Source organism: Nonomuraea sp. NPDC059023 (assembly GCF_042740095.1).
In the GTDB taxonomy this organism is placed as follows: domain Bacteria; phylum Actinomycetota; class Actinomycetes; order Streptosporangiales; family Streptosporangiaceae; genus Nonomuraea.
The window spans coordinates 541863-564334 of the sequence record NZ_JBHYIO010000002.1 but is presented as its reverse complement, the minus strand read 5'-3'; the positions used below and the strand labels follow the sequence as shown (position 1 = coordinate 564334).

The 22472-nt window shown below is 71.4% G+C and carries 21 protein-coding genes; 7 read left to right on the top strand and 14 right to left on the bottom strand.

The features are described from left to right. Positions 1-117 precede the first annotated feature (117 nt). Both ACFWYW_RS05940 and ACFWYW_RS05935 read left to right on the top strand, forming a co-directional pair. Positions 118-600 (top strand): pyridoxamine 5'-phosphate oxidase family protein, encoded by a 483-nt coding sequence (locus ACFWYW_RS05940; RefSeq protein ID WP_379613592.1) that lies wholly within the window; start codon positions 118-120, stop codon positions 598-600. Between the two features lie 124 nt (positions 601-724). Then, on the top strand, positions 725-1672 hold the full coding sequence (locus ACFWYW_RS05935; protein ID WP_379613594.1) for a serine hydrolase domain-containing protein: 948 nt from the start codon (positions 725-727) through the stop codon (positions 1670-1672). Here ACFWYW_RS05935 and ACFWYW_RS05930 read toward each other — a convergent pair. After that, positions 1650-1919 (bottom strand): hypothetical protein, encoded by a 270-nt coding sequence (locus ACFWYW_RS05930; protein WP_379613596.1) that lies wholly within the window; start codon positions 1917-1919, stop codon positions 1650-1652. The two genes, ACFWYW_RS05935 and ACFWYW_RS05930, sit on opposite strands and share 23 nt — an antisense overlap. After that, a complete protein-coding gene (locus ACFWYW_RS05925) occupies positions 1912-2460 on the bottom strand; it encodes an RNA polymerase sigma factor (protein ID WP_379613598.1) in 549 nt (182 codons plus the stop codon). The genes ACFWYW_RS05930 and ACFWYW_RS05925 overlap by 8 nt, the downstream gene beginning before the upstream one ends. Before the next feature lie 204 nt (positions 2461-2664). Here ACFWYW_RS05925 and ACFWYW_RS05920 point away from each other — a divergent pair, with 204 nt between their 5' ends. After that, the gene (locus ACFWYW_RS05920; protein ID WP_379613600.1) at positions 2665-3126 is read left to right on the top strand and encodes a hypothetical protein; all 462 of its coding nucleotides are present in this window, start codon (positions 2665-2667) and stop codon (positions 3124-3126) included. Here the strand turns inward: ACFWYW_RS05920 and ACFWYW_RS05915 are convergent. Both ACFWYW_RS05915 and ACFWYW_RS05910 read right to left on the bottom strand, forming a co-directional pair. Continuing rightward, positions 3104-3700, bottom strand: a complete 597-nt coding sequence (locus ACFWYW_RS05915; RefSeq protein ID WP_379613602.1) for a TetR/AcrR family transcriptional regulator — start codon at positions 3698-3700, stop codon at positions 3104-3106. The genes ACFWYW_RS05920 and ACFWYW_RS05915 overlap by 23 nt on opposite strands. A gap of 236 nt (positions 3701-3936) precedes the next feature. Next, complete coding sequence (locus ACFWYW_RS05910; RefSeq protein WP_379613604.1) at positions 3937-4617, bottom strand: histidine phosphatase family protein; 681 nt, start codon at positions 4615-4617, stop codon at positions 3937-3939. Between the two features lie 73 nt (positions 4618-4690). Here ACFWYW_RS05910 and ACFWYW_RS05905 point away from each other — a divergent pair, with 73 nt between their 5' ends. Then, complete coding sequence (locus ACFWYW_RS05905; RefSeq protein WP_379613606.1) at positions 4691-6631, top strand: hypothetical protein; 1941 nt, start codon at positions 4691-4693, stop codon at positions 6629-6631. Positions 6632-6874: 243 nt separating this feature from the next. Here ACFWYW_RS05905 and ACFWYW_RS05900 read toward each other — a convergent pair whose 3' ends face one another. From ACFWYW_RS05900 to ACFWYW_RS05880, 5 genes are all read right to left on the bottom strand, one after another. After that, positions 6875-8857, bottom strand: a complete 1983-nt coding sequence (locus ACFWYW_RS05900; RefSeq protein ID WP_379613608.1) for a PQQ-binding-like beta-propeller repeat protein — start codon at positions 8855-8857, stop codon at positions 6875-6877. After that, positions 8854-10014 carry a DegT/DnrJ/EryC1/StrS family aminotransferase gene (locus tag ACFWYW_RS05895; protein WP_379613610.1) on the bottom strand — a complete coding sequence of 387 codons (1161 nt, stop codon included), beginning with the start codon at positions 10012-10014 and terminating at the stop codon, positions 8854-8856. The genes ACFWYW_RS05900 and ACFWYW_RS05895 overlap by 4 nt, the downstream gene beginning before the upstream one ends. Then, positions 10011-10730 carry an amidohydrolase family protein gene (locus ACFWYW_RS05890; protein WP_379640916.1) on the bottom strand — a complete coding sequence of 240 codons (720 nt, stop codon included), beginning with the start codon at positions 10728-10730 and terminating at the stop codon, positions 10011-10013. The genes ACFWYW_RS05895 and ACFWYW_RS05890 overlap by 4 nt, the downstream gene beginning before the upstream one ends. Then, entirely contained in the window at positions 10727-11395 is a 669-nt protein-coding gene (locus ACFWYW_RS05885) for an amidohydrolase family protein (protein WP_379613616.1), read from the bottom strand. Before ACFWYW_RS05885 ends, ACFWYW_RS05890 begins: the two co-directional genes overlap by 4 nt. Positions 11396-11688: 293 nt before the next feature. Then, entirely contained in the window at positions 11689-13671 is a 1983-nt protein-coding gene (locus ACFWYW_RS05880) for a PQQ-binding-like beta-propeller repeat protein (protein WP_379613618.1), read from the bottom strand. A 104-nt stretch (positions 13672-13775) separates the two neighbouring features. Here ACFWYW_RS05880 and ACFWYW_RS05875 point away from each other — a divergent pair, with 104 nt between their 5' ends. The 3 genes from ACFWYW_RS05875 to ACFWYW_RS05865 all read left to right on the top strand — a co-directional run bounded on the left by ACFWYW_RS05875 (position 13776) and on the right by ACFWYW_RS05865 (position 17235). Continuing rightward, a complete protein-coding gene (locus tag ACFWYW_RS05875; protein WP_379613619.1) occupies positions 13776-14498 on the top strand; it encodes an amidohydrolase family protein in 723 nt (240 codons plus the stop codon). After that, entirely contained in the window at positions 14495-15217 is a 723-nt protein-coding gene (locus ACFWYW_RS05870; RefSeq protein WP_379613620.1) for an amidohydrolase family protein, read from the top strand. The genes ACFWYW_RS05875 and ACFWYW_RS05870 overlap by 4 nt, the downstream gene beginning before the upstream one ends. Positions 15218-15294: 77 nt before the next feature. Further along, positions 15295-17235, top strand: coding sequence for a hypothetical protein (locus ACFWYW_RS05865; RefSeq protein ID WP_379613622.1), 1941 nt, complete (start codon positions 15295-15297; stop codon positions 17233-17235). Here ACFWYW_RS05865 and ACFWYW_RS05860 read toward each other — a convergent pair. The 5 genes from ACFWYW_RS05860 to ACFWYW_RS05840 all read right to left on the bottom strand — a co-directional run bounded on the left by ACFWYW_RS05860 (position 17207) and on the right by ACFWYW_RS05840 (position 22424). Next, positions 17207-18124 (bottom strand): dihydrodipicolinate synthase family protein, encoded by a 918-nt coding sequence (locus ACFWYW_RS05860; RefSeq protein WP_379613624.1) that lies wholly within the window; start codon positions 18122-18124, stop codon positions 17207-17209. The genes ACFWYW_RS05865 and ACFWYW_RS05860 overlap by 29 nt on opposite strands. Before the next feature lie 18 nt (positions 18125-18142). Further along, the gene (locus ACFWYW_RS05855; protein ID WP_379613626.1) at positions 18143-19009 is read right to left on the bottom strand and encodes a carbohydrate ABC transporter permease; all 867 of its coding nucleotides are present in this window, start codon (positions 19007-19009) and stop codon (positions 18143-18145) included. Further along, positions 19006-19872 carry a carbohydrate ABC transporter permease gene (locus ACFWYW_RS05850; RefSeq protein WP_379613628.1) on the bottom strand — a complete coding sequence of 289 codons (867 nt, stop codon included), beginning with the start codon at positions 19870-19872 and terminating at the stop codon, positions 19006-19008. The genes ACFWYW_RS05855 and ACFWYW_RS05850 overlap by 4 nt, the downstream gene beginning before the upstream one ends. A gap of 57 nt (positions 19873-19929) precedes the next feature. Beyond that, on the bottom strand, positions 19930-21183 hold the full coding sequence (locus tag ACFWYW_RS05845) for an ABC transporter substrate-binding protein (RefSeq protein ID WP_379613630.1): 1254 nt from the start codon (positions 21181-21183) through the stop codon (positions 19930-19932). Positions 21184-21293: 110 nt separating this feature from the next. After that, positions 21294-22424: a DegT/DnrJ/EryC1/StrS family aminotransferase gene (locus ACFWYW_RS05840; protein ID WP_379613632.1), complete on the bottom strand. Its 1131-nt coding sequence runs from the start codon at positions 22422-22424 to the stop codon at positions 21294-21296. Between the last annotated feature and the right edge of the window lie 48 nt (positions 22425-22472).

Genomic DNA, 22472 nt, shown 5'->3' with positions numbered 1-22472 from the left:
CGCTCCCCGGACGCCGCACTGGCCCGTGCGGCGTCCGGGGACTAGGGTTGCCGCCTCGACCGGGAGCGCACGCCATCGAGAGCCCGGCGCGACCCACCGGAGAGGCGGACGATCCCGATGAACGACGACCTGGCGGCGATGGCCCGGTCCATCATCGACGCCAACGTGTACGTGACGCTCGCGACCGCCGGCCGGGACGGCACCCCGTGGGCCAACCCGGTGTTCTTCGCCCACGACGGCTACCGCGACTTCTACTGGGTCTCCTCCCCCGAAACCGTCCACTCCCGGAACCTGGCGGTCCGCCCTCGGCTCAGCATGGTCGTCTTCGACTCCCGGGTCGCCCCGGGCAGCGGCCAGGCGGTCTACATGTCAGCCACGGCCGGGCAGGTCACCGACCTGGAGCCCGCCCTGGCCGTCTACCCGGGCGACCCGTCGCGCGGCGGCCGTCCCATGACCCCCGAGTATCTGAGCGCGCCCCACCCCTACCGCCTGTACGTGGCGCGCGCCGAGGACCACCACGTCCTGTGCCCCCGCGAGACGGGCGTGCCCTGCTCACCCCACGGCCTGTCCTATGACCACCGCATCGCCGTGACCCCCTGAACCACGACTTTGGTCGGTGCCGCTCCGACCAGCGACGGAGGCGCGGACTCGGCTTCAGGCGGGAGGCGCGGCGATCTCCGGGCTGCCAGTGTCGAAGGGTCATCCCCCCTCGGAAGGGCCCATCGTGCGCGTGACCACCGCCCCACTACAGCCGGAACTGGACAGGATCGTGGCGGCCGGAGCGGGCGCGGTGATCGCGGAGCTCCGGTGGGACGGCCGCACGACCAGGCTGGCCTCGGGCGTGATCGAGCTCGGCCGCCCGCGCCGCGCCCCCGTCAACGGCCGTTTCCGCATCGGCGGCGTCACCGAGGCCTTCACCGCCACAGTCGTACTGCAACTCGTGGCCGAGGGCCGGCTCGGGCTGGACGACCCGCTCGGCGCCCACCTGCGGAACGCGGCACCGGACATCACCATCCGGCACCTGCTCGGCCACACCAGCGGCCTGCCCGAGCACACCGGCCCCACACGCCCCCGGCGGGCGCGCGACCTCGTCAATCTGGCCGTCCTGTCCGACCCCGGCACCCGGTACGCCCCCTCCGGCACCGGCTACCTCCTGCTCGGCATGGTGATCGAGGAGGTGACCGGCCGGCCGTACACCAGGGAGATCACCGACCGGATCATCAAGCCGCTGAAGCTGACGGCCACCCGCACCCCCACCTCCTCGACCGCGATCAACGGCCCGCACGCCCGCGGCTACCTCATGACCGGCGGCAGGCCCCGCGACGTGACCCGCCTCGACCCCACCGCGGCCGGCGCCGCGGGCGGCATGATGTCCTCCACCGCCGACCTCAACACCTTCTTCCACGCCCTGCTCACCGGCGGCCTGCTGCCACCCGCCGAGCTCACGCTGATGAAGACGCCGGGCATCGGCGGCGACCACGGCCTCGGCCTGGAGATCGCCGGCACCCCCTGCGGCACCGCCTACGGCCACCGCGGCGCCATCCTCGGCTACACCACCCTGTCCTTCCACAGCGCCGACGGCGCCCGCCAGCTCAGCCTCAGCATGACCCCGTACGACGACGCCGCCCACGCGGCACTCCGGGCGGCGTTCACGACGGGGTTCTGGAGCTAGTCAGCTCGCACCGCCCGTCCACGCAGTTGCGCCGCAGCCGTCCCCTGGAGATCGTCTGCACCAGACCGATCGCCCAGCACGTCGGGCACCCGCGTAGCGCCACCAGGCCGAGCGGCGCCAGGAGCAGGCTGACCGGCCCGGTCACCGGAAGCAGCGCGAGCGCGGCGGCCAGCGCGCCGAAGCCGAGCACGCCGCGCACCAGGTGCCGGGGCAGCGACCCGCTGGCGAAGTCACGTCCGTCAGCCATGGTCGCCCCCCACCGAGCTCAGCAGCGAGGCGCGGACCGTGGTACGGGCGCGGTGCAGCCGGGACTTCATGGCCGGGGTGCTGAGGCCGAGCGCGGCGGCCACCGCCCGCCCGCTGTGGCCCTGGACGTCGCGCATGATCAGCACGCTGCGCTGGTCGGCGGGCAGCTCGGCGATCGCCTCCGCCACGATCCCGGCCTCCAGGCGCAGCAGCACCTCCTCCTCGGCCGACCGCCCGGCGCTGTCGAGGATCGGGAGGTGGTACCCGGTCAGCGTCCGTGCCCGGCGCAGGCACTCGTTGCGGACGATGCGGAACATCCACGACGCCAGCGCCGCCGAGGCCCGCAACACCCCGATCTTGCGATACAGGATGATCAGCGCCTCCTGCGCGGCGTCCTCGGCGTCCTCCGGGGTGGTGCACAACGCGTGGGCGAACCGCCGTACGTGCGACTGCGAGCGCGACACCAGCGCGGCGATGGAGTCGACGTCGCCCCGTTGCGCGGCCGCGATGAGACGCTCGTCGGGCCAGGTCGTGTCAGCCACGGCTACGGCTCCTGCGGCGCAGCACGACGACCGTACACGTGCAGACGAGCACGGCGGCGACGGCGATGATGGCGATGGTCATGATGCGAAACCTCCGGGTCAGGTCCCGGCGGGATCGCCGGGACACACATAAGAGGCAGGAACCCCATAAAAGGATTCAGGCACTGACAGGAGATGTCAGTGACGCGCTCCTAGCTTCTGCCCATGAACAACTTCGACTTCTTCGAGGGCACCTGGACCTCGCACCAGCGCAAGCTGACCAAGCGGCTGGCGGGCAGCGACGACTGGGAGGAGTTCCCCGGGTACACGCGCGCCACGCGGCACCTGTCCGGCGCGGCGAGCTGTGACGAGGTCACCTTCCCCACCAAGGGGACCTCGGGGCTGACGCTGCGTCTGCACGACCCCGCCACCGACCTCTGGTCGATCTACTGGATCAGCGGCGCCGACCCCGTCCTCGGCCTGCCGCCCGTGGTGGGCCGCTTCGACGGCGACCGCGGCGAGTTCTTCTGCGACGACCAGCACGAGGGCACGCCGGTGCGCTGCCGCTTCCTCTGGATCAGGATCGACGCCGACCACTGCCGGTGGGAGCAGGCTTTCTCGGTGGACGGCGAGCGTACCTGGGAGACCAACTGGATCGCCGAATTCACCCGGGCCGAAACGCCCTGAGCGCGGCCTCGACCAGCGCGTCGGCGTACGCGGGCGTGAGCGGGCCCGAGCGTTGCAACCACCGCTGGAACAGCGGCGCGTAGAGCACTTCCAGCACCAGGTCCAGGTCGGCGTCGGCGGCGAGCTGCCCGGCCCGCTGCGCGCTGCGCAGCCGGGCCTTCTTGGCCTCGTCCACGGGCCGGGCGAGCTTGTCCCGGTACTGCGCGGCCAGCCCGGCGTCGTTGATCACCTCGGCGGTCAGCGCCCGGATCGGCTTCTCGAAGTCCGGGTCGGCGAACTCGGCGACGGTCGCGCGCATCACCCGCTTCAGGTCCGCCTCCAGATCTCCGGTGTCGGGCAGCGCCATGTCCTGTCCATCGGCGTCCTCGCTGAGCGCCAGGATCGAATCGAAGATCACGGCGCCCTTCGACGGCCACCACCGGTAGATCGTCTGCTTGCCGACGCCCGCCCGCGCGGCGATGGCCTCGATGGCGACCTTCTCGTAGCCCACCTCGGAGATCAGGGCACGGGTGGCCGCGAGGATCGCCTGGCGCGAGTGCTCGCTGCGGCGGGAGCTGTCGGGTGTCTTGGGCATGAACCCAACGGTAGCGATGCCGGGAACGGTCAAAGGCCTCCTCCTGGGGTACGCGGCGGGGGAAGCGGGGCCGGAAAAGCGAATCGAAAGCGGTCTCCCCTACCGTCGGGGACATCCATCCGGGAGGTGGATCGCCGCCTTGCCGGCTGGGGGGTGCGCGGGGCTGTGGTGCCGTCGCGTGGCACGGCCGCCCGTTCCGGCCGCCCCGCCACCCGCAGTGGCGGGGCGGCCCGGTCTCAGGCCAGGTGCGTCACGTCGTTGAACGACAGCACTTCCATCCGCCCGTCCACCACGTGCCAGGTGGAGACCGACGCGTTGCGGATCGGGGCGTAGCGGTGCACGGCGGGCAGTTCGGCGTCGGGCTTGCCGGCCAGGACGTGGCGCAGCAGCAGGACGACCGCGTCGTGGGCCACGATCAGGACCCGCCGGCCGCGGGCGGTCGCGCGCAGGTCGCCGACGAAGGCGCGCAGCCGTACCACGACGTCGCCGAAGGACTCGCCGCCCGGCGGACGGAAGGCGTACTCGCCCTCGGACAGGAAGCGGGCGGCCTCCTCGGGGAAGCGCTCGGCGACGGCCGCGCGGTTGAACGGGGCCAGGGCGCCCATCTCCCGGTCGCGCAGGCGTTTGTCCACGGTGAGGGGCAGCGTCGCCCCGACGCCCCACGCCCGTTGCGCGTGTACCCAGGTGTCGCGCGCCCGCAGGTACGGCGAGCACCACACCACCTCCGGCGCCTCCGCCTCCGGCAACGCCGCCAGCACGTGCCCCACCGCAGCCGCCTGCCGCCTGCCGAGATCGGTCAGGGTGACCTCCTGGTCGCCGCGCTCGTAGACGAGGGGACGCTCGCGCGCCCGTTCGTAGGCGAGGTTGGCTTCGCTCTGGCCGTGCCGCACCGCGATGATCCGCACCGGTCCGCTCATGCCCGCCATGTTGCCAGAAGACCTTTCTTCTAATTACGGTCAAGACCGTTAACAGATGCCATGGAGGCCTCCCATGCGAACACTCATCGCGGCCCTCTTACTCCTCCTCACCTTCGCCACTCCGGTCCGGGCCGAATCCGCGCCACCCACCGGCTGCGGGTTCCAGACCCTCGGCACACTGCCCCTCACCGGCGCCACCACCGCCGGCGCGGCCATGGACCGCGGCCGCGTCTACACCGTCACCTCAAGCGCCTCGGGCCCCGCCGTACTGGCGGTCAGGAACGCCGCCGACGCGCGGCTCGTCTCCGAACACCCGCTCCCCCTCGCCCTCGGCTCCTGGGCGGTGACCGTCGCCCCCGACCACTCCGTCTACGTCGGCAGCTACAACGCCACCGCCGGCGCCATGGGCCGCCTCTTCCGCTTCGACCCCGCCACCGGCAAGGTGACCGAACTCGGCATCGCGGCACCCGGCGAGACCTTCGTCTGGACCGTCGCGGCCGCCCCAGGCGGAAGCGCCGTCTACGCCGGCACCTCACCCAACGGCAAGCTCATCCGGTACGACACCCGCACCGGCCGCCTCAGCGACCTGGGTAGTCCCGTGCCCGGCGAGCAGTTCATCAGAGACCTGGCCATCGCCCGCGACGGCACCGTCTACGCCGGAATGGGCGCCCAGTCGATGAAGGTCGCGGTCCTGCGCCCCGACGGCACCCCGTTCCGGGTCATAGACCCACCCATCCAGGGCAACGGCTACGCCTACGACCTCGACGTGATCGGGCACCGGCTGCTGGTCAGGTTCGCCACCTCGACGGGCGTCAACCCGATGGGCGTCTACGACCTGCGCGAGCGCCGCTGGGAACACGTCGTGGACGACGTCGACAGCCTGACCGTCGGCGGCGGACGCCGCGGCGACCAGGTGTACCTCGTCCAGAACGACCAGCTCGGCGCCCTCGACCTCAGATCCGGAAAAGTCCGGCCCACCGGCTTCACCGACCTCGGCGGCGGCGCCGCCCGGCCCCTCGGCTGGCGCGGCGACGTCCTGGTCGGCACCAGCTCCACCGGCCGCATGTGGCACTACGACCGGCGTACCGGCAAGGGCCGCAGGTTCGAATCCACGGTCACCGGGCAGCACGTCAGCATCCGCTCCATGGGCAACGGCCCCGACGGCCGCGTCTACGCCGGCGGCTTCTTCACCGGCGGCCTGGCCGCCTACGACCCCAAGACCGGCGACTCCCAGTTCTGGCCGAACGTCGGCCAGAGCGAAGGCATCGTCACCCACAAGGGCAAGCTCTACCTCGGCGTCTACCCCGGCGCCCGCATCTACTCCTTCGACGGCGCCACCCCCACCCAACTGCTCTCCCTCTCCGACCAGGAGCAGGACCGGCCGTTCGCGATGATCTCCGCGGGCGAGTGGCTGGCGTTCGGCACCGTGCCCAAATCCGGTACCGTCGGCGGAGCCCTCGGCCTGCTCAACCCCGACACCGGCCAGAAGGTCATCAGGCGGAACCTCGTCCCCGGCCACTCCGTCATCGGCCTCGCCTACCGCGACGGCGTCGTCTACGGCGCCACCTCGGCCTTCGGCGGCATCAGCACCCCGCAGGACACCGCGGCCAAGATGTTCGCCTACGACATCGCCGCCGACGCGCTGAAGTGGGTGACGGCGCCGGTGGAGGGTGACCTGGCGCTCGGGTCGATCACCTTCGACGACGCCGGGCGGTTGTGGGGGCTCACGCCGGACGCGGTGTTCGAGATGGACCCGGTGACCGGGCAGACGCTGCGTACCACCAAGCACCAGACCTATCCGTGGGCCACCGCCACGCAGGTGTGGCTGGACACCAACCTCGAGTTCCACAACGGGATGTTGTGGGGGAAGGTGCAGGGCAAGGCCTACCGGATCGACCGGGCCACGCTGGCGGTCACGCTGATCGCCCGGCCGATCTCGAACCTGCTCAAGGGCGCCGACGGGCACCTGTATCTGTCGCGCTTCGAGAACTTCTACACCTACCGCATCTGCTGACCCACCCACCTTGACCACCCCGCCCACCCCACCAGAGGGCGGGATCATGTCCCACCCCGGGCGATCCGGGCCCGAACCCCCACGCACCCGGCCAGAGGGCGGGTCGGGCGGCACCAGGGGGGATCGGGCCACCCTGGGCGGGCCCAATCCCGTCTAGGGGCGGCTAAACGGCGACCCCGGCCCCGGCGCCCTTTCGGGTGCGGGACCGGGGTTACCCGAGCCGGGTGCGTGGGTGGGTGGTGGTTAGGGGTGGAGGCGGTAGAGGGTGGGGCCTTCGGCGAAGTAGACGTCGCCCGAGCGGTGGACCGCAAGCTGGTGGACCGGCCCCGAGCGCAGCACGGCGTGGCGGCCGGTCAACGGGTTCAGGCGGAACACCGACTGACCGGCATGCGCGCCGTACAACTGAAGGTCGCGGCGGTTGAAGGCCAGTTGTCCGCTCGCGCTCTTGCTCGACGACAGCACCACGCGCTTGACGACCTTGCGGGCCCAGGTGTTGACCGCGAACACCTCCCCACCGGCGATCCCCCACAACCGCCCGGCGGCGTCGAAGGCGAGGGCGGGGATGGCGGGCTTGCCGGGGGCGGGGACGATCTCCCACAGGAGCCGGTTCTCGCGCACCGACCAGGCGAACAGCTTGGCCTCCTGCTGCGTCGGCGGGGTGGCGGACTGGCCGCTGTAGATGGAGGTGCCGCCGTAGACGATGCCGTCGCGGTAGGCGAGCGCGACGATCGACTGGTCCTTGACGACGTTGCGTTGCGAGAACTTCAGGCGCCCTGCCTCCGGGTCCCAGATGGACAGGACGCCGCCCAGGTGACCGAGGTCGGGCATGGTGCCGACGGCCAGGTAGCGGCCGGCCGAGACCATGGCGCGCGGGCGGATCTGCTTGTCGGCGGCCCCGTCGTACAGGCGGGCGGGGTTCGGGGCCGGGCCGGGCTGCGGGCTGGGTGAGTATTCGGTGCTGTTCCACGGCAGGCGCGGGTCGTAGGAGTAGACGCGGGCCTCGGGGTAGGCGCCGATGTACAGCTTGCCCCGGTGTGTGGTCATGTCCTCGCTCTGCGAGAACGTGTGGAACTCCTCGGCCTTGCCGGACTCGGGGTCGATGCCGGCGAAGCCGCCGTTGAGGAAGCCGCCGGCGTACATGCGGCCGTCGGGGCCCTCGGACAGTGCCGTGACGTCGATCGGCTCGCCCTTGATGCCGCTCTGCACGAACGCCTTGGCGCCGGTCTGCGGGTTGTAGCGGAACATCAGGCCGCGCCAGAGCAGGCCGACGAGGCTTTTGCCCGGGTAGTCGGGCAGGCCGAGCTCGGCCCATCCGATGCCGCGGGTGTTGGCCACGCGGCCGGTGATCGGCAGGCCGGTGGGGGTGGTGGCCCTGGTCTTGGGGTCGTAGCGGACGAGCTCGCCGCCCTTTACAAAGTAGACCCGCCCCTCGTCGTCCGGGGGCGAGACGTCCAGGCCGTGGGCGGCCTCCAGCCGGTCGGTCCACTTGCCCGCGGCGATGTCCCATACATGCAGGGGGCCCGGACTGGCGCTGCCCAGCCGTACGTAGAGGTAGCCGGCGGCGGTGTTGACGTCGTAGGCCCACTTGCCGGTGGGGTCCTCGGGGGCGGGCAGTTCCTTGATCGCGCCGCTGGCCGCGTCCACCTCGAAGATCTTGGCGGGCGCCTCGGTGCCGGCGTAGATCTTGCCGCCGGCGTGGGAGACGCTGCGGATGTAGGCGTGGGCCGCGGACAGGCGGCCGTAGTCGCGTACGCCGGTGGCGGGGTCGTAGGCGAAGAGCTTGCCGCCCGGCGAGGTGCCGCCGTAGACGGTCGCGCCCTCGCCCGCGGCCAGTGTCCAGACGAACGTCTCGCCCTGGAGCGGGTTTCCGAGATCCTGGACGCCGCCCTGGGCCGTCCAGCGGAAGAGCTTTGAGCCGCCGTACGTGCCGGCGTACACGCTGCCGTCGGGTGTGGCCTCCACAGCCCACGCGCCGCCGGAGCCGGGCAGGTCGAACCTGGACGTCTGCGCCCCGGTCGCCGGGTCCACGGCGTTGAGGTGGGCGGGGCCGCCGGAGGAGGCGCTCCAGATCACCGTCCTGCCCTCCGGCCCGGGGGCCACGGCGCCGCCGAGCAGCAGTACGTCCTGGAGCGGGACGCCGAGGCTCTCCGGAGCGGGGGCGGGGGCCGGGGTGAGCGCGGTGACCGCGACCAGGACGGCCGCGAGCGCTCCCTTCCATAAGATCATGCGTGCAGCACCTTCGTGAGGGCCTCGACGAGGTGCGAGGCATGGGCGGGATCGTCCATGAGCATCGACTGGCGCATCCAGACCACCTCGCGCGTGGCGGCCTCGGTGGCGGGGCACGGCTCAGGCCGCGCCCCGGCCTCGGTGAGCGCGGCCATCGTGCCGAGCGGCGGGTACCCGCCGTCGAGCGGCACCCCTTCCGCCGCCATCGCCTCCAGGAAGAAGGCCCGGTCGAACGGCACGCGCACGCGCAGCATCAGCAGGTGACGCGAGTCGAGCGTGGTACCCGGCGGCTGCGGCACCACGCTCACCGGCAGCCCGGTCGCGGCAAGCCCCCGCTCCACCTCGGCGGCGAACGCGTTGCGCCGGGCGATCTCCGCGTCCAGCCGGTCCAGCCAGGGCAGCAGCAGCGCCGCCTGGATCTCGGTCAGGCGCAGGTTCCAGCCGACGTTCGGGTGGCCGTACCACTGGCCGCCGAGCTTGCGTCCGAGGTTGCAGACCGACCAGATCGCCTCATGGTCCGCCTCGTCGCGGCAGACGATCAGCCCGCCCTCCCCCGCCGTCATCGCCTTGCTGGCCTGGAAGCTGTAGACGCCGGCGTCGCCGAGCCCGCCGATCGGGCGGCCCTTGTAGCTCGCGCCGTGCGCCTGCGCCGCGTCCTCGACGACCTTCAGCCCATGTCGTACGGCTACCGCGTTGATGCCGTCCATGTCGGCCGGGCTGCCGGCCAGGTGCACCGGCATGACCGCGGCCGTGCGCCCGGTGACGGCGGCCTCGACCGCGGCGGCCGTCAGGTGCAGGTCCACCGGGTCCACGTCCACGATCACCGGCACGGCTCCCGCCAGCAGCACCGAGGTGGCCGAGGCGACGAACGTGTACGCGGGCACGATGACCTCGTCGCCCGGCCCGACGCCCAGGCCGCGCAGCGCGGCGAACAGGCCCAGGGTGGCGTTGCCGACGGCGACGCCGTACCGGACGCCGGAGAGGCGGGCGAACGCGGCGGTCAGGTCCGCGCAGGCGGAACCGCCCTGGGTGGCTCCCCACAGGCCGCTGTCGAGTACGCCGGTGACGAGCTTGCGCTGCGCGTCGTCGAGCGGCGGCGGCCAGGCGGGCCACGGGGTGGTGCGGACGGGGGTGCCGCCGTGGATGGCGAGGGTCATGCGAGGCGTCCTTTCAGCACGCGCGCGAGGTTGCCGCCCTGGATGAGGGCACGGTCGGCGTCGCTGACCGGGGCCAGGGCGACACGGCCGAAGCCGACACGCAGGTCGAGGAAGCAGGAGTCGGAGCCGTAGACGACGCGGTCGGCGCCGGCCAGGGCGGCCAGCTTGGCGATCCAGCGGCCGGTCATCTTGGAGCCGCAGATCTCCAGGTAGAGGTTCGGGTGGCCGTGGATGAGCTCGGCGGCGCGGGCGAAGCCGTACGGCCACAGGCCCGCGTGACCGAGCAGCAGCGGGACGTGCGGATGGCGCCGCGCGACGGTCGTGAACTGGACCGGATCGCTCCACGGCGAGTCGGTCTGCCCGTGCGCGAGCACGGGCAGACCCAGCTCCCAGACGGGGTCGTAGCGGCGGTCGTCGAGGCGGCACTGGTGCACGTCCGGGTGGATCTTGACGCCCCAGACGCCTTCGGTGGTGAGGCGGTTGCGCTGGTGCGGGTTGTAGACCTGCCAGACGCCGATGCGGCCCGGATACCGCCCGGCCGCCTCGAACGCCAGCCGGTTGCCCTCCTCGGCCGACGGCCCGACGCCGAGCAGGTGGCTGATGCCGATCGCGTCGATGCCGAGGCGGTCCATCAGCTCGACCATGCCGTCGGCGGTCTTGTCCGGGATGAGGAAGTCGGGCCAGGGGCCGAGGTGGCCGTGCGCGTCGAGGATCACAGCAGGCTGCCTCCCGTCGCGATCAGCTCGACGTCCTTCTCCGGCAGGTCGAGGTGGTCGAGCAGGAAGCGCGGGCCGCAGTCGTCGAGGACGGGGGCGCCGGTGCCGAAGACCAGGCGCTCGGGGCCGTACAGTCCGGCCAGCCACTCGACGCCGCGCTGGGTGTTGACGGTGCCGATCTCCAGCCACAGGTTGGGGATCTCGGCCATGAGCTCGCCGATGGTACGCAGGTGGCGGTAGCCGGGGGTGAGCAGCAGGACGCGTTGGTGCGGCAGGTGCCCGGCGAGGGCGAGGAGCTGGCCGGGCGAGGTCTCCTCGAACTCGACGGCCACCGTGGTCTCCATCGCCCGCAGCCACCGGAGCGTGGTGGGCCCGGTGAGCTCGAAGCGGTGCCTGGACGGGCACAGGCGGACCATCGGCACGCTCCAGTCCGGGATCGGCTCGAAGGACTCGGGCACCAGGACGGGGACCGGCTGGAGGGCCGGGTCCTTCAGTTCCATGAGCGCTTCGTTGCCCGCTCTGGCGTCGGAGTAGAGGCTGAGGGTGTGGGTCACGTGGGCGCGCTGGATGCCCAGCCGGGACATGTCGGGGCGCGGGTCCTCCGGCAGGTCGTCGAACGGCACGGGGCCGATCAGGCGGTGGGCGTCCGTGACGTATTTCGGCACAGACCGAAACTAGCCGCGCCCCGCAACCCCGGTCAAGACCGCCCCGCCCTCACCCCACCCTCGGTCCCGCGCCGGTCCCGCCCTCTGGCCCCGCCCCCAGTCCCGTGCCGATCCGTGTCCTCGGGTAACGGGGCAGGCCCGCGAGGGTGGCGCGCACGGGTGAAGCGCTTCCCGGCGCGGGACACCCTCGGGACTCGGCGTGCGACCCCTCCGGGGTGGCGCGGCCCTGGCCCAGCCAGCGGCGGGTGGGGCCATGTGGCGGGCCAGGTCACAGGGTGGGGAGCAGCGGGTGGTCAGGGGGTGGGTGGGGTCAGGGGTGGGCAGGTGGGGGTGAGGTCGAGGCGGGCGAGGGTGCGGCCGACGAGGGCCCAGGCCTTCCAGGAGCCGGGTTCGAAGTGGAGTTGCGGGTTGGTGTACCAGTCGTCACCCAGCCCCGCCGCCACCGGCTTGGCCTCGGAGCCCAGCAGGTACGCGTTGCCCCCGCCGAAGAAGGCCGAGGTGAACACCCGGCCCCGGTGCACGGTCAGCTCGCCGTACCCGGAAAGGGTGCCCTGGTGTTTGACGGTGCGGGTGGCGAGGTCGAGGGCGATCCAGGCGCCGGAGTTGCGCTTGTAGACCCCGTAGATCAGGCCCCGATGCACCTTGATGTCCTGAAAAGTGCGGAAATTGGCGACAGGATCGACCTGCCAGAGAATCTGGCGCTTTTTCAGGTCGAAGGCGGCGATGGAGGCAGAGGTCCGGGTCGGTGGGGTGCCGCCGCCGCCCAGCACGTCGCCGCCCAGGTACACGATGCCGCGCACGGCATCCAGCGACAGGCTCATGAGGCTCTGGTCCGGCATGATCCCGGCATAGACGTCCTTGGCCCCCGTGTCCGGATCCACGATCGACAGCGCGCCGTTCAGCTTGGCGCCGAGCGGGGCCGAGGCGACCAGGAGCTTGTCGCGGACCGGGTCGTACTCGATGTCCCACGGCCGCGCCTGGTCGTGTCCCAGGAAGCCGAGGCTGCGCAGCTTGTCGGTGCGGATATCGATCTCGAGGATCTGGCCGCTGGGGTAGATGGCCGCGTAGATCTTGTTCCCGCGCCGCACCATGTCCTTGGGCTCGCCCGGCACCCGGAATCGGCGTTGCCTGCCGGTACGCAGGTCGCGCACGTCCATGGAGAAGTGGCCGCCGATGTACACGGCCCGGTTCGGCACGAGGAGCATGCTCTGGACGCGCTCGGCCCCCGCGGGCAATCCAGCGTCGATCAGGTCGGCGAACTCCGACTTCCCGGTACGCAGGTCCAGCCACCACATCCCGCCGCTGCCCGAGAAGCCGGTCAGCGTGTCCGCGCCGGTCAGGACCAGGCGGCGGGTCTCGTCGCCCTGCGAAGGCGGATCGGCCACCCGGGTGGTGGCGGCGTCGCCGGTGCGGTAGCGGTGCACGGCGCCGTCGGGCCGGGAGGTGCCGTAGACGGTGCCGTCCGGGGCGGAGACGAGCGCGTCGAGCGGTGCCGAGGCGGCCGTACGCAGGTCGGAGCCGTCCTTGCGCACGTCGATCAGCGTCGGGCCGCTGACCGCGAGCACCCGGTCGCCGTGCTCGGCCACGACGCCGATGCCGGTCGTGCCCTGGGCGAGCTGCCGGACGGTGCCGTCCTGGCGGTCGATGGCCATGAGCCTGCCCTTGTCGAGCAGGCCCGCGTAGACGTGGGTGGCGTCGGCGGCCAGCGCCCTGACGTATCGCTCCCCGGCGGCCAGGACCCCGAAGTTCCTGACGGCGGCCGTGGCCGGGTCGTACTCCCAGACGCGCCCGTCGGGGTAGGTCCCGGCGTACAGCTTGCCGTCGGGCGCGGCGGCCAGGCTCCACACGAAGCCGCCGTTCTTCCCGAAGGAGTGCAGATGCTTCACCTCACCGGTGGCCGGGTCGAAGCTATACAGATCGGGCACGGGATACGTCCCGACGTACACTTTTCCGCCGGAGACCGCCGTGGCCCAGCCGCCTTCCGGCTCGCCGGTCGCGGGGCCGTCCGGGAGCGTGACGCTTCTGACCACCTTGCGGGTGCTCAGGTCGATGTCGGCGAGCACCGGCGGTTTCTGGCCGCGCGTCACGACATAGGCGTGATCGTCGTGTACGGCGGCGCCGACGATCGCCCCGGTCACCGAAGCCGGCCCGAACGTCTCGACCCGTGTCCCGTCACACCTCCCGGGCTCCGGGCCGGGCGGCGTGGCGTGGGCGGGAAGGGGGGCGGCGAGAGCGAGGGCCAGCACGGCCGCCGCGATCGCGGAGAATGCGCGCATGGGAGGCTTTCTGCGAGTGGGGGGTGAGCGGACGCATCATTGTTCTTGCTCAATTTTGGCCCAGACCGTAATGTTCTGAGCGCGAATAGTCAATGGAGGCGGTTGTGACGGCGTTCGACGCGCGCGAGCTGATCGGCGAACTCACGGTGACCCTTGACGTGGACGTGCTGGTCGGAGCGTACGCCGACCGCGACGGCCCGCCCGGCGACCCGGACTCGGTCCTGGGCACGCTGACCGAGCACGGCATCCGGGCCGGGGCGGTGGCGTCGCTGCGGGCGGCGTTGTTCGACATGCGCACGGGCAACGACGAGGTGCTGGCGCTGCCGGACGTGGTCCCGGTCGGCACCGTCGACCTGCGCGACCCCCTCGGCGCGGTGCGCGAGATCGAGCGCCTCGTGCCGTTGGGCGTGCGGGCGATCCGGCTGTTCCCCGACGAGCAGGGGGTGGAGGCCGGGTTCCCGTCGGTGCGGCACGTGGCGCGCAAGGCGGCCGAACTCGGGCTGACCGTGCTCACCGGCGGGGACGTGCGCAGGTTCTGGCAGCCGTTCGCCGGGCTGGGCGCGAGCGTGGTCTTCCTGGACACGCACTTCTACCACCTGGGCGACTTCCTGGTCGCCGCCGCCGACGAGCCGGGCTTCCACACCTCGACCCGGCTGCTCAACTCCCCCGACGCGCTGGAGACCGTACCGGCCGAGCGGCTTCTGTACGGCTCGCGCACTCCGCACTACGAGCCCGTCGTCCCGCTGCTGCGGCTGGCGACCAGCGGGCTCAAGCCCGAGGAGATCGCCGCGGTGGCCGGCGGCAACGCGAGGAGGCTGCTCGGATGATCATCGACGTGCACGCGCACTGGGGCCCGTGGTTCTTCACCATGGACGTGGCCGCGCTCAACCACGCCGTCATGGACCGCTACGGCATCGGCCGCTCGATCGTGTCGGCCACCGAGGCGGTCATCTACGACCCGGCGACCGGCAACCGCGCGCTGGACGGCTGGCTGGCCACGACCGACCGCCACTACGGCTACGTCACGATCAACCCCCGCCGCCTGGACCAGGCCGAGAAGGATTTGCGCGAGTACCTGCCCACCGGCCGGTTCAAGGGCGTCAAGATCCACACCGACTACACCCGCTCCCCCGCGGACTCCCCGCAGACCCGCGAGGCGCTCGCGCTGGTCGCCGCGCACGGCGTGCCCGCGCTGGTCCACACGTGGGGCCCGACCGTCCTCGACCTGGCCGCGACCTGCCGCGACACTCCCGGGCTCAAAGTCATCGCGGGACACATGGGCGCCGACGGCCACCGCCACGCCATCGAGGCCGCGCGCGGCTGCGACCGCCTCTACCTGGAGCCCTGCTACTCGCACGCGCCCGCCCGGCGCATCGCCGAGGTGGCCGCGGCGGTGAACCCCGACCGGCTGCTGTTCGGCACCGACTCCACGCTCATCGACCCGGCCTCCGCGTTCGGCGCGGTCGCCGCCGCGCGGCTCGACCCGGAGACCGCCGAAAAGGTCGCCTGGCGCAACGCCGCGGCCCTGTTCGACCTGCCCGTCTGACCCCGCCGCACCACCGGCCGCACCCCCGCTGGCACCAATTACGGTCCAGGCCGTTATTTGACGCAAGGAGCAAGCCCATGATCCCCCGCCGACGTTTCCTCCAGGCCGCAGCCGCCTCGACGGCCGCCCTCGCCTTACCCGCGGCACCGGCCATGGCCGCGGCGACTCCCGCGGAGGGCACGCTCACCGACCTGGGCCCGGCCAGTGTGGCCAGCCCGCTGGGCAACGGCGAGTTCGTGGGCGAGGTGCTCTACATGGGCTCGCGCGGCCTGTCGCCCAACGTGGTCGGCGCCTGGGACCTCACCCAGGACAGGATCACCGCTCATTACGAGATCCCCACCGGCGTCGGCGTCTGGGCGATGTGCAAGTCCGGCACCGACGTCTACGTCGGCACCCACTCCCGCTCCGACCTGTACAAGATCGACACCCTGACCGGGACCGCCACCAAGCTCGCCGAGTATCCCGACCACTTCATCTGGACCATGGCCGCCGCCCCCGACGGCAAGATCTACATGGGCATGTCGGAGCCGGGCCGCGTGGTCGAGTACGACCCGGTCACCAAGACCAGCCGCGACCTGGGCCAGCCCGCGCCCGGCGAGGCGTACGTGCGCAGCATCCAGGCCGACGACCAGTACGTCTACGCCGGTGTCGGCGCCAACGCCCACCTCATCGCCATCGACCGCCGCACCGGCGGCAAGCGCCAGCTGCTGCCCGCCGAGCTGGCCGACCGCGACTGGGTCTCCAGCATGTCCAGCAGCGACACGCACCTGGCGGGCGGACTCAACTCCACGGCCGAGCTGGTCGTGATCGAGAAGGCGGACCCGGCCAACTACAAGATCGTCAAGGCGTCGGCGCCCGGCGAGAAGTACACCGTCGCCGTCCTCATCTTCGACGGCTGGGTCTACTTCGCCGGCCGCCCCTCCGGGACCGTCTACCGCTACGAGCTCGCCAGCGGTAGGTCCGAGGTGCTCGGCGTGCCGTTCCCCGAGGCGCAGACGGTCCGCATCCTGGAGCACAAGGGCAAGGTGTACGGCCTGCAGGACAGCGGCGTCTTCGTCTACGACCCCGCCACGGGCGCCATGGACTACCTCAGCCACGTGCAGCGGGGCTTCCGCGCCGCGGCCGAGGCGCCCATGTCGGTGCACTCCGACGGCAGAACGGTCTACGTCGGCGGCAAGAGCGGCGCCGACCTGCACGACCTGGCCACCGGCAAGGTCACCAGGCTGCCCATCCCCGGCGAACCGAAGACCATGATCACGGTACGCGGCACCACGTACCTGGGCGTCTACACCCAGGGCGCCCTGTACGCCCACAAGGCCGGCCAGTCCGAGGCCAAGCTGCTGTTCCGCACCGGACACAACCAGGACCGGCCCAAGGACCTTGCCTACGACCGCCTGACCGGCCTGATCGCCATGCCGACCCAGCCGGAACCCGGCCACCAGAACGGCGCCCTCGACATCTACGACCCCAGGACGGGCAGGCTCGACACCTACCGCCCGGTCGTGGACCGCCAGACCATTTTCTCCGTCACCGCCTACCTCGGCACGCTCTACTGCGGCACCAGCACCCAGGAAGGACTCGGCTCGCCCCCGGTCACCCCCACCGCGAAGCTGGCCGCCTTCGACCTGCGCACCCGCAAGGTCACCTGGCAGCTCGAACCGCTGCCCGGCATCGCCGCCGTCACCGACCTCGCCCACACCCCGCTGGCGGTCTACGGCATCACCAACACGGGCGTGCTGTTCGAGTACCACCTGCTGAAGCGGAAGATCACCCGCACGCTCAAGGTCAGCGAGCGCGGCGGCGACCTGCTCATCGCCGGATTCACCGCCTACACCAGCGACGTGAACGCCGTCTACCGCGTCGACCTGCGCGCCTGGACCGTCAAGAAGATCGTCACCGGCCTCGCGAGCGACTGGTTCGGCGGCGGCTCCAAGCTCAACATCGCCCCCGACCACCGATCCCTGTACGCCATCAAGGGCCGCAACCTGGTCAGCGTGGCGATCTCGCCGTACCGGTGAGGATGTCCTTGACGCTGAGCGGCTCCGACCCCAGGTCGGGGCCGTACAGGTCGTGGGCGTGGGTGGCCGGGATGCGGCCCTCCTCGGCCGCCAGCCACAACATGCGCTGGACGTAGCCCTCCATCGGCTCGGTGAACGTGGCCTCGGCCAGGCGGTCGAGACGGGCCGAGGCGTCCTCGAAGGCCCGCAGGTCGGAGCCTTGGTAGGCGCGCAGCACGTCGGCGGTGACCCCCACGTGCGCCGCCGCGAGGCCGACCAGGGCGGCTTCCGCCCCCCACAGCAGCGACGGGCCGAACATGCGGTCCTCGCCGGTGATGGCCAGGCGGCCCGCCTCGCGGGTGATGGCGATCGTGCGCTGGCAGGCCATGGCGTCCGACAGCAGCGCCGCCTTCAGCCCGGCCACGCCCGGCAGCGCCACGAGCGCGCGCAGCACGTCCGGCGGGCAGGGCAGGCTGTAGAGGTCGAAGGCGATCAGGGGCACCCCGGTGGCCTCCCACACGGCCCGGTGTTCGGCCACGCGGTCGCCGGGCGACGGGAACGGCATGAGCGCCGCGGCTCCCGCCCGCGCCGCCGCTCTGGCCTGCGCGACGACGTCCGTACTCCCGACACCCCCGGCACCCCCGACACCGACCACGACGGGCACGCCGAGCGCGACCGCGCGCTCGACGACGGCGGCGCGCACCCCTTCGCTCAGGTACGGCCCGCGCCCCGTGTGGGCCAGCACCGCCAGCCCGCCCGCCCCGTCGGCGACCAGGCCGGCGAGGTAGGCGGAGACCAGGTCGAGGTCGACCTCGCCCGCGGTGGTCATGGGGGTGGCCGCGGCGGCGACCAGCGTCCCGCGCAGGCGCTCGCGCAGGTCGGCCGCGCGTGGGTCGATTGCCGTGCTCATGTCGAACCAGCCTAAGGGTTACTTCAACCCGGTCATCGCGATGCTGTTGACGAGGTAGCGCTGCAGCAGGAAGAAGACGGCCAGGCAGGGCACCACCGAGATCGCCGCGGCGGCCATCTCCATCGACTGCGGGAACTGCTCGCCGCGCAGCGTGGACAGGCCGACGGTGAGCGTGCGCATCTCCTCGCTGCTGGTCGCCACGAGCGGCCACAGGAAGTCGTTCCAGTGCCACAGGAAGACGAAGACGCCCAGCGTGGCCAGGATCGGCTTGGTGAGGGGCACCACGATCTGCAGGTAGATGCGCCATTCCGGGGCGCCGTCCACCTTGGCGGCCTCGAACAGTTCGTCGGGCAGGTCGCGGATGAACTGCCGCATGAGGAACACGGCCTGGGAGTTGGCCAGCGTGGGCACGATCAGGCCCCAGAAGGTGTCCGCGCCGTTCAGGTCGGAGATCAGGATGAACAACGGGATCAGCGTGGCCTGGAAGGGCACCATCATCGTCGCCAGGAACGCCCACATCAGCGCGTCGCGGCCGGGGAAGCGCTTCTTGGCGAAGGCGTAGCCGGCCATGGAGGCGGTCAGCAGGATGATGACCACGGAGACGGCGGCGTAGATGAAGGAGTTGAGCGTCCAGCCGAGGAAGCCGGAGGAGGTCAGGTTCGTGACCAGGTTGTCCAGCGTGAGCGCGTCCGGCCACTGGTGCGGCAGGGTCGGCTCGTTCTTGGGGCTGAGCGCCAGCACCAGCATCAGCAGGAACGGGCTGACGGTGAGCACGGCGACGAGCCCGAGCAGGAGGGCGAACGGCCACTGCCGGCCGGTCCTGCGCCGGGGCTTGGCGGCCCGCGCGGGCGCTGCCGTCACCGGCTTGGTCTCGGTCATCGTCATGTGTTGCTCCGATCGAGCAGGCGGCGCTGGATCATCGAGACGATGAAGACCAGGACGAACAGCACGATGCCGATCGTGGCCGCGTACGCCACGTTGAAGTTCCCGAAGCCCTGGTCGTAGAGCGCGTAGATGAGGTTGTAGCTGGCCCGCGACGGCCCGCCGCCGGTCATCACGTAGATGACGTCGAAGGCCTGGAACGCCCCGATCGTCTCGATGACGATCACGAAGAACAGCGCGGGGCGCAGCAGTGGCAGCACGATGCTGCGGAAGCGCTGCCAGGCGTTGGCGCCGTCGACGCGCGCGGCCTCCAGGTACGAGGCCGGGATCGACTTCAGCCCGGCCAGCAGGATGAGCATCGAGTAGCCGAAGCCCTTCCACACCGAGACCGTGGCCAGCGCGGGCAGCACCAGCGCGGTGTCGTCGAGGAAGCCGACGGGACCCAGATCGATCTTGGCGAGCAGTCCGTTGATGAAGCCGTCGAACTCGTACATCCACCGCCAGATCACGCCGGCGAACACGAAGCTGGTCACGTAGGGCAGGAACAGCGCGCTCCGGAAGATCCCCTTCATGAAGATGACGGAGTTCAGCAGCAGCGCCGTGCCGAGCGAGACGAGCAGGGTCAGCGGAACGTAGATCGCCACGTAGACGATCGTGACGCGCAGCGCTCCCATGAAGATCGGATCGTCGAAGAGCCGGGCGTAGTTGGTCACGCCGACGAAGCTCCAGCTCCCGTCGAGCTGGTAGTCCGTCACGCTCAAGCCCGCCGCGCCCAGCGACGGAACGAACCGGAAGATCACGAAGAGCACGAGCATCGGCAGGACGAACAGCAACCCGGTGATGGGGTCGCGCAGCCGGTGTCGCACAGGTTCACGCCTTTCGCGAAGGGGTGGGGAGGCCGCGCGGCGGCCTCCCCGAGTACGTCAGCCCGCGGCCGCGAGCTGGTCGTCGACCAGCTTGGCGGCGTCGTCGAGCGCCTGCTGGGCGGTCTTCTTGCCCTGCAGCGCCGACTGGATCTCCGGCGCGAGCGCGGTCATCACCTGGCGGGCGGCCGGGTGCGTGTCACCGGGGAAGGCGAACTCCAGCGACTTCTCGAACTCCTTGGCCAGCGGCGACGTGCTCGCCGGCGAGGCGTCGGTGCGGGCGGTGAAGAAGCCGGACTCGGTGGCGAGCCGGGTCGCGACCTCTGCCGAGCCCAGGTAGGCGGCGAACTTCTTGGCCGCGTCGGCGACCTTGGACGCCTTGGCCAGCACGACGCCGCCGGGGATGCCGAAGGCCACCTTCTTGGCGCCCTCGAGCGGGCCGCCGACGACCACGTTCTCCTCGCCGACGCCCGCGCCGAGCTGCGTGGCGCCGATGGGGGCGGCGGAGTGGTACATGGCGACCTTGCCCTGGGCCAGCGGGCTGCCCTCGATCACGTTGGCCAGCGTCGCCGCGTTCGCCGGCAGGCCGCCGGCCTTCTGCAGGTCGAGCAGGAACTGCAGCGACTTGACGCCCTCGGGGCCGTTGAAGGCCGCCTTCTTGCCGTCGGCGGAGAAGACGGTGCCGCCGTTGGCCCACAGGATCGGGTAGAAGCTGAGGTTGAGCGACGTCTCGGGGGCGCCGGGGTAGAGCAGGATCGGCGTCTTCTTGGCGGCCAGCTTCGGCGCGGCGGCCAGCACCTCGTCCCAGGTCTTGGGCACTTCGGTGACACCGGCGTCGGTGAGCAGCTTCTTGTTCCAGATGGGCGCCGTGATCGTCTGGTAGATCGGGACGCCGTAGAGCTTGCCGTCGACGCTCAGCGCGGTCAGCGCGTTGGGGCGGAACGACGCCTTGTCGGCGGCGATCGCGTCGTCGACGGGGGCGACGGTGCCCTGCTTGACGTACTGCGGGATCTGGTCGGGGCCCAGCAGAACCAGGTCGAATCCCTTCTTGGAGGCCAGCGCCGCCGTCACCTTCTGCTGGCGGCCGTCCCAGGGCTGCTGCTCGATCTTGACGTCGATGCCCGCGTTCTTGGCCTCGAAGTCCTTCTCGACCTTGTCCCAGAACGCCTTGCTCTTGGCCTGGTCGTCGATGACGGGGTACATCCACATCGTCACCGTGCTCTTGCCGCTGTCGGATCCGCCATCGGATCCACCGCATCCGGCGAGCGTCACTCCCAAGGCGGCCGCGAGGCCGGCTACCGCTACCTTCCTCATGGGCCTTCCTTTCTTCGTAATACCGGTCTAGACCGAAACCTAGCGATCGGGAGAACAGGGGGTCAATGCCTGATACATGACCGTAACTAGGCGGCCCTCCGGGATATCGGTCACCGGCAGTGCGCCCGCACGCTCGCGGAGATCGCGGCCACGTGCTCGCCGGTGTAGTTCTCGTTCCAGTCGATGACCAGGAGCGTATCCCCGACCAGCCGCTCGGCCTCGGGGCAGGTGGCGGCCCGGTAGCCCTCCAGCGGGTAGCGCGAGCTCCCGTACAGGGGGGCATTGAGGACCGGCGCGTGATTGAGGGTCTGATTGAGGTATCCGGCCCGTGCCGGAATTCCGTCCCCGCGCAGCTTCTCCGCCACCTCGCGGGCCTCGCCGCCGGGGAGGACGAGCGGGAACAACCACCACGCGTGACCGCCGGGGCGCGGCAGCCGTACTCGATCCAGGCCCTTGAGATCTTCGATCAGCTGTACGGCGGTGCGCCGCCGGTCGGCCAGCACGCCGGGCAGCTTGGCCAGCTGGGCACGGGCCACCGCGCCCTGCAGTTCGGTCATCCGGTAGTTGAGGCCGAGGCTCTCGTGGGAACGGCCGCGGGCGCGGTCCCAGCCCTTGTCGGCGAACAGGCGCATGCGCCTGGCCAGCTCGTCGTCGTCGGTGAGGGTCAGGCCGCCGTCGCCGCTGGTGATGTGCTTCCACTGCTGCAGGCTCAGGGTGCCGACGTCGCCCGCGGTGCCCGCGTACCGGCCGCCGGGCAGTTCGGTCAGCCACGCCTGGGCGCAGTCCTCGATGAGGGCCAGGCCGTGCTCGTCGGCCAGCGCGCGGAACTCGGCCATCGGGGCCGGGGCGCCGAACAGGTGGACCACCATGATCGCGCGGGTGCGGGGGCCGATGAGCCCGGCGACGGAACCGGGATCGAGAATGCCGGTGGAGGGGTCCACGTCGGCGAAGACAGGGACGGCGTTCTGCGCCAAGATGGGGGCCACCGTGCCGAAGTCCGTGATCGGTGTCGTGATGATCTCGTCCCCGGGGTCCGGTGCGGCCGCCACGACCGAGAGATGGAGGGCCGCCGTGCCGGAGCTGCACGCGATGGCGTGGCGGGAGCCGTACATCCGCGCGACCTCGGCTTCGAGCGCGCGCACCTCCGTCCCCCAGACGGAGCTGAGCATGCCGGAACGGATCACCCGCTCCAGCGCCGCGATCTCCTCGTCACCGAGGGTACGGCCGGCGGATTCGGCCATGCTTGGAAACTTGAGAGTCACAAGTTAACCTTTCGGTCTTGACCGTAA

Bases quoted from the DNA above. Each gene is read 5' to 3' on its own strand.
- ACFWYW_RS05940 (WP_379613592.1), top strand. From the start codon at position 118: ATGAACGACGACCTGGCGGCGATGGCCCGGTCCATCATCGACGCCAAC.
- ACFWYW_RS05930 (WP_379613596.1), bottom strand. From the start codon at position 1,919: ATGGCTGACGGACGTGACTTCGCCAGCGGGTCGCTGCCCCGGCACCTG.
- ACFWYW_RS05920 (WP_379613600.1), top strand. From the start codon at position 2,665: ATGAACAACTTCGACTTCTTCGAGGGCACCTGGACCTCGCACCAGCGC.
- ACFWYW_RS05915 (WP_379613602.1), bottom strand. From the start codon at position 3,700: ATGCCCAAGACACCCGACAGCTCCCGCCGCAGCGAGCACTCGCGCCAG.
- ACFWYW_RS05910 (WP_379613604.1), bottom strand. From the start codon at position 4,617: ATGAGCGGACCGGTGCGGATCATCGCGGTGCGGCACGGCCAGAGCGAA.
- ACFWYW_RS05905 (WP_379613606.1), top strand. From the start codon at position 4,691: ATGCGAACACTCATCGCGGCCCTCTTACTCCTCCTCACCTTCGCCACT.
- ACFWYW_RS05900 (WP_379613608.1), bottom strand. From the start codon at position 8,857: ATGATCTTATGGAAGGGAGCGCTCGCGGCCGTCCTGGTCGCGGTCACC.
- ACFWYW_RS05895 (WP_379613610.1), bottom strand. From the start codon at position 10,014: ATGACCCTCGCCATCCACGGCGGCACCCCCGTCCGCACCACCCCGTGG.
- ACFWYW_RS05880 (WP_379613618.1), bottom strand. From the start codon at position 13,671: ATGCGCGCATTCTCCGCGATCGCGGCGGCCGTGCTGGCCCTCGCTCTC.
- ACFWYW_RS05870 (WP_379613620.1), top strand. From the start codon at position 14,495: ATGATCATCGACGTGCACGCGCACTGGGGCCCGTGGTTCTTCACCATG.
- ACFWYW_RS05865 (WP_379613622.1), top strand. From the start codon at position 15,295: ATGATCCCCCGCCGACGTTTCCTCCAGGCCGCAGCCGCCTCGACGGCC.
- ACFWYW_RS05860 (WP_379613624.1), bottom strand. From the start codon at position 18,124: ATGAGCACGGCAATCGACCCACGCGCGGCCGACCTGCGCGAGCGCCTG.
- ACFWYW_RS05855 (WP_379613626.1), bottom strand. From the start codon at position 19,009: ATGACGATGACCGAGACCAAGCCGGTGACGGCAGCGCCCGCGCGGGCC.
- ACFWYW_RS05845 (WP_379613630.1), bottom strand. From the start codon at position 21,183: ATGAGGAAGGTAGCGGTAGCCGGCCTCGCGGCCGCCTTGGGAGTGACG.
- ACFWYW_RS05840 (WP_379613632.1), bottom strand. From the start codon at position 22,424: ATGGCCGAATCCGCCGGCCGTACCCTCGGTGACGAGGAGATCGCGGCG.